At 72.2% G+C, this 4,108-nt stretch carries 5 protein-coding genes; 2 read left to right on the top strand and 3 right to left on the bottom strand.

What is annotated here, in order from left to right; genetic code table 11:
• A partial coding sequence (locus ETD83_RS40140; RefSeq protein WP_329603067.1) for a protealysin propeptide domain-containing protein occupies positions 1-138 on the bottom strand: 138 nt, incomplete at its 3' end.
• A gap of 185 nt (positions 139-323) precedes the next feature.
• Between ETD83_RS40140 and recO the strand changes: the two genes are divergently transcribed.
• Positions 324-1,178 (top strand): DNA repair protein RecO, encoded by an 855-nt coding sequence (recO, locus tag ETD83_RS40135; protein WP_230421508.1) that lies wholly within the window; start codon positions 324-326, stop codon positions 1,176-1,178.
• A complete protein-coding gene (locus ETD83_RS40130) occupies positions 1,175-1,975 on the top strand; it encodes an isoprenyl transferase (protein ID WP_138650487.1) in 801 nt (266 codons plus the stop codon). Before recO ends, ETD83_RS40130 begins: the two co-directional genes overlap by 4 nt.
• Positions 1,976-1,985: 10 nt before the next feature.
• Here ETD83_RS40130 and ETD83_RS40125 read toward each other — a convergent pair whose 3' ends face one another.
• The gene (locus tag ETD83_RS40125) at positions 1,986-2,411 is read right to left on the bottom strand and encodes an OsmC family protein (protein WP_138650486.1); all 426 of its coding nucleotides are present in this window, start codon (positions 2,409-2,411) and stop codon (positions 1,986-1,988) included.
• Positions 2,412-2,501: 90 nt separating this feature from the next.
• Positions 2,502-4,079, bottom strand: a complete 1,578-nt coding sequence (locus tag ETD83_RS40120; protein WP_205718159.1) for a M4 family metallopeptidase — start codon at positions 4,077-4,079, stop codon at positions 2,502-2,504.
• Positions 4,080-4,108: the final 29 nt, after the last annotated feature.

The raw sequence follows: 4,108 nt of genomic DNA, 5'->3' as shown, positions 1-4,108 counted from the left end.
GGCCGGGAGCGTCCGGCGTTCGGTGGCCAGCAGGGAGCTGAGGGCCAGGGTTCGGCGGGCGCGGGCGCGGATGGCCGGATCGTCGGCGTCGTGGGCGATGCGTTCCAGCATGTGCGGCGGCACGATGTGGCATCTCATGCCACAACGCTGCCAGCTCCCTGTGATCCGAGCCACAACTTTCGCCATGACGCTACGGCCGAATCCGGTCACGGTACGTAATTGTTATCCGGCGCTACGGACACGGGCCGGGGGACTTGTGGAGAAGCTGGGGAGATGCCCCGGCTTGGCGCGAGGCACGCGGTGACGTGCGTCAGAATGAACGGGTGACCCTCTACCGCGACGAAGGCATCGTCCTGCGCACCCAGAAGCTGGGCGAGGCCGACCGCATCGTGACGGTGCTGACCCGGCGCACCGGCCGGATCCGCGCCGCGGCGAAGGGGGTCCGCAAGACCAAGTCCCGGTTCGGGGCGCGGCTGGAGCCGTTCACCCATGTGGACCTGCAGCTTTACGAGCGGCGCTCGCTCGACCTGATCACGCAGGCGGAGACGCTGCGCCCGTACGGGGAGGCACTCGTCGCCGACTATCCCCGCTACACGGCCGGGACGGCGATGCTGGAGACCGCGGACAAGCTCGCCGGCGAGGAGGGCGAGCCCGCGCTGCGGCAGTTCCTGCTCCTCGTCGGCGGGCTGCGGACGCTCGCCGAGCGCTCCCACGACCCGCGGCTCGTCCTGGACGCGTTCCTGCTGCGCTCACTCTCGGTCGCCGGGTGGGCGCCCGCGCTCGACGAGTGCTGCCGTTGCGGCCACCGCGGCGGGCTGCGCGGGTTCGCCATCGCGGCGGGCGGCGCGGTCTGCGCGGGCTGCCGGCAGCCGGGCGCCGCGACCCCGGCGCCGCCGACCTTCGCGCTGATGCTGGCGCTGCTGCGCGGCGACTGGGAGTACGCCGACGGCAGCGAGCAGCGCCACCGGACGGAGACCAGCGGCCTCGTCGCCGCCTACCTCCAGTGGCATCTGGAGCACGGGATCCGCTCCCTGCGCCATGTGGAACGCGACGACCGCGACGGGCACGCGGAGCGCGATGACCGCGACGGGCACGCGGAGCGCGATGACCGCGACGGGCACGCGGAGCGCGACAGCGACGACTTCGGGACCACCGACACCACCAGGGAGAGAGTTTGAGAAGGGCCGTTTCGCGTCCGGAGCCGCATCGGGACGGCGCCGTCCCGCCCCCGATCCCGGCGGAGCTGGTGCCGCGGCACGTCGCCATCGTCATGGACGGCAACGGCCGCTGGGCCAAGGAGCGCGGGCTGCCGCGCACCGAGGGGCACAAGCGCGGCGAGGACTCGCTCTTCGACGTGATCATGGGCGCGATCGAGCTGGGCGTCCCGTACCTGTCGGCGTACGCGTTCTCCACCGAGAACTGGAAGCGGTCGCCGGACGAGGTGCGCTTCCTCATGGGCTTCAACCGGGACGTGATCCGCCGCCGCCGCGACCAGCTCCACTCGATGGGCGTCCGGGTCCGGTGGGCGGGCCGGCGGCCGCGGCTGTGGCGCAGCGTGATCAAGGAGCTGGAGACGGCGGAGGAGATGACGCGCGACAACGACGTCCTCACCCTGCAGTTCTGCGTGAACTACGGCGGCCGCGCCGAGATCGCGGACGCCGCCGCCGCGCTGGCTCGCGACGTCCGGGACGGCCGGCTCAACCCCGACAAGATCACCGAGAAGGTCTTCGCCCGCTACCTGGACGAGCCCGGCATCCCGGACGTGGACCTGTTCCTGCGCTCGTCGGGCGAGCAGCGCACGTCCAACTTCCTGCTGTGGCAGTCGGCGTACGCGGAGATGGTCTTCCTCGACACCCTCTGGCCGGACTTCGACCGCCGCCACTTCTGGCACGCGTGCGAGCTCTACGCGTCCAGGGACCGCAGGTACGGCGGCGCGGTCCCCAACCTGGTGGAACCGGCCGCCGCCCGCGGCTGACGCCCCCTGGTCAGACCAGGGCGGCGTCGAGGGTGATGGTGGTGCCCGTGAGGGCCTTGCTGACCGGGCAGCCGGCCTTGGCGTCCTGCGCGGCCTTCTCGAAGTCGGCCGCGGACAGGCCGGGCACGCTCGCCCGGACGGTCAGGTGGATGCCGGTGATGCCCTCGCCCGGCTGGAACGTGACCTCGGCCTTGGTGTCCACCTTGTCGGGCGGCGTCCCGGCGCCGGCGAGACCGTGCGAGAGCGCCATCGAGTAGCAGGTGGAGTGCGCGGCGGCGATGAGCTCCTCGGGGCTCGTCCGGCCGCCCGGCTCCTCGGACCGCGATGCCCAGGTCACGTCGTAGGTGCCGAGCTTCGAGGAGTCCAGCGAGACGGTCCCCTGGCCGCTGAGCAGCGGCCCTTCCCAGTGCGCGTTTGCGGTACGTGTCGTAGCCATGCCCCGATTCTGTCGTATGGCCGCGCGGCGCAGATCATGAACCACCCGATAGGGGCCCGGGAACGTCCCCCGGGCCCCTGATCAGGGCCGTCAGCCGACGTTCACCGCGGACCACGCGGCGGCCACGGTGGTGTACTGCGTGCTGCCCGCGCCATGGAGGTCCTTGGCCGCGGCCAAGGTCGCGACGCGAGCGGCCTTGTAGTCGGTCGAGGACGTCATGTACGTGGTCAGCGCCCGGTACCAGATCCTCGTGGCGGCGTCCCGGCCGATGCCCTTGACCGTGGAGCCGTTGGACGTGGGGCTGTCATAGGCGACGCCGTTGATCGTCTTCGCGCCGCTGCCCTCCGCCAGCAGGTAGAAGAAGTGGTTGGCGACGCCCGACGAGTAGTGCACGTCGACGTTCTTGGTCTCGGCCGACCACGCGTCGTGGGAGCTGCCGTCCCTGCTGGGCCTGTCCATGAAGCGCAGCGCGCGCCTGCCGAAGCCGGGCAGGACGACCTCCTCGCCGACCAGGTAGTCGCCGGCGTCGGCCGGGTTGCCCGCGTAGAACTCGACGGCGGCGGCCATGATGTCGGACGTCGCCTCGTTCAGCCCGCCGGGCTCGCCGCTGTAGGTGAGGTTCGCGGTCGCGCTGGTGACGCCGTGGCTCATCTCGTGCGCGGCGACGTCCAGGGAGGTGAGCGGCCCGAGGTTCGTGCCGTCGCCGTCGCCGTAGGTCATGCAGAAGCACGAGTCGTCCCAGAACGCGTTGGCGTAGCCGTCGCCGTAGTGGACGCGGTTGAACGACCCCTTGCCGTCGCCGTTGATTCCGCTGCGCCCGAAGACCTTCTTGTAGAAGTCCCAGGTCATGCTGGTGCCGAACTGGGCGTCGACGGCGACGGTGGCGCGGTTCGCGGTGGTGCCGCTGCCCCAGTGGTTGTCGGCGTCGGTGAAGACGGTCGCCGGGGCGCGCCGCAGGCACCAGACGAGGACGCAGAGGTCGGTCTCGTTCTCGGCGTCGCCGGTGTAGGTGCCGCCGCGGGACGGGTCCTTCAGCTGGTACGTCCCGCCGGACCTCGTCGTCTCCAGCGGAACGGTCCCGGTGTAGAGCGACTTGCCGTCGCCCGCCTCGGTGCGGATCATCTCCTCGCGCAGCAGGACCTTGCCGGTCGCGGCGTCCACGGACGTGAGGACGCGGCTCGGCGTGCCGCCCGCCTGCCTGCCGACCGTCTGGACGCGCCAGGCGAGCCGCGGCCGGTGGTCGGCGGTGCGGGCCTCGACGACGAGCACGGGCGAGCCCTCCGCCTTGCGCTGCCCGGCGACGGCGCGCTTCTCGGCGGTCGCGGCGCCGACCTCGGGACGGGAGGCGGCGGGTCTTCCGGCGAGGGCGCCGCTGCTGCCGCGCCACGCCCCGGACGCCGACTGGTGGACGACGATGTCCCCGCCCAGGACCGGAAGGCCGTCGTACGTACGCGTCATCCGGGTGTGCGAGGCGCCGTCGCGGTCCAGCAGGACCCGGACGACCTTGAACGCCTGACCGTCCCCGGCGCGGACCTCGCCGGCGTGGCCGGCGAGCGCGTCGAGCGCCCGCTGCGCGGCCTGCCGGGCGGCGGACGAGCGCGGCTCGGGCGGAGACGGCGCCTTCGCGGTGAACCCGGCGGCGGAGGTGGTGGACTGTCTCTTATACACCTCTCCGAGCCCACGAGACCCTAAGACAA

Source organism: Actinomadura soli, assembly GCF_005889715.1.
Classification (GTDB): domain Bacteria; phylum Actinomycetota; class Actinomycetes; order Streptosporangiales; family Streptosporangiaceae; genus Spirillospora; species Spirillospora soli.
The sequence above is the reverse complement of the archived record's forward strand: the minus strand, read 5'-3'. Positions and strand labels throughout refer to the sequence as shown.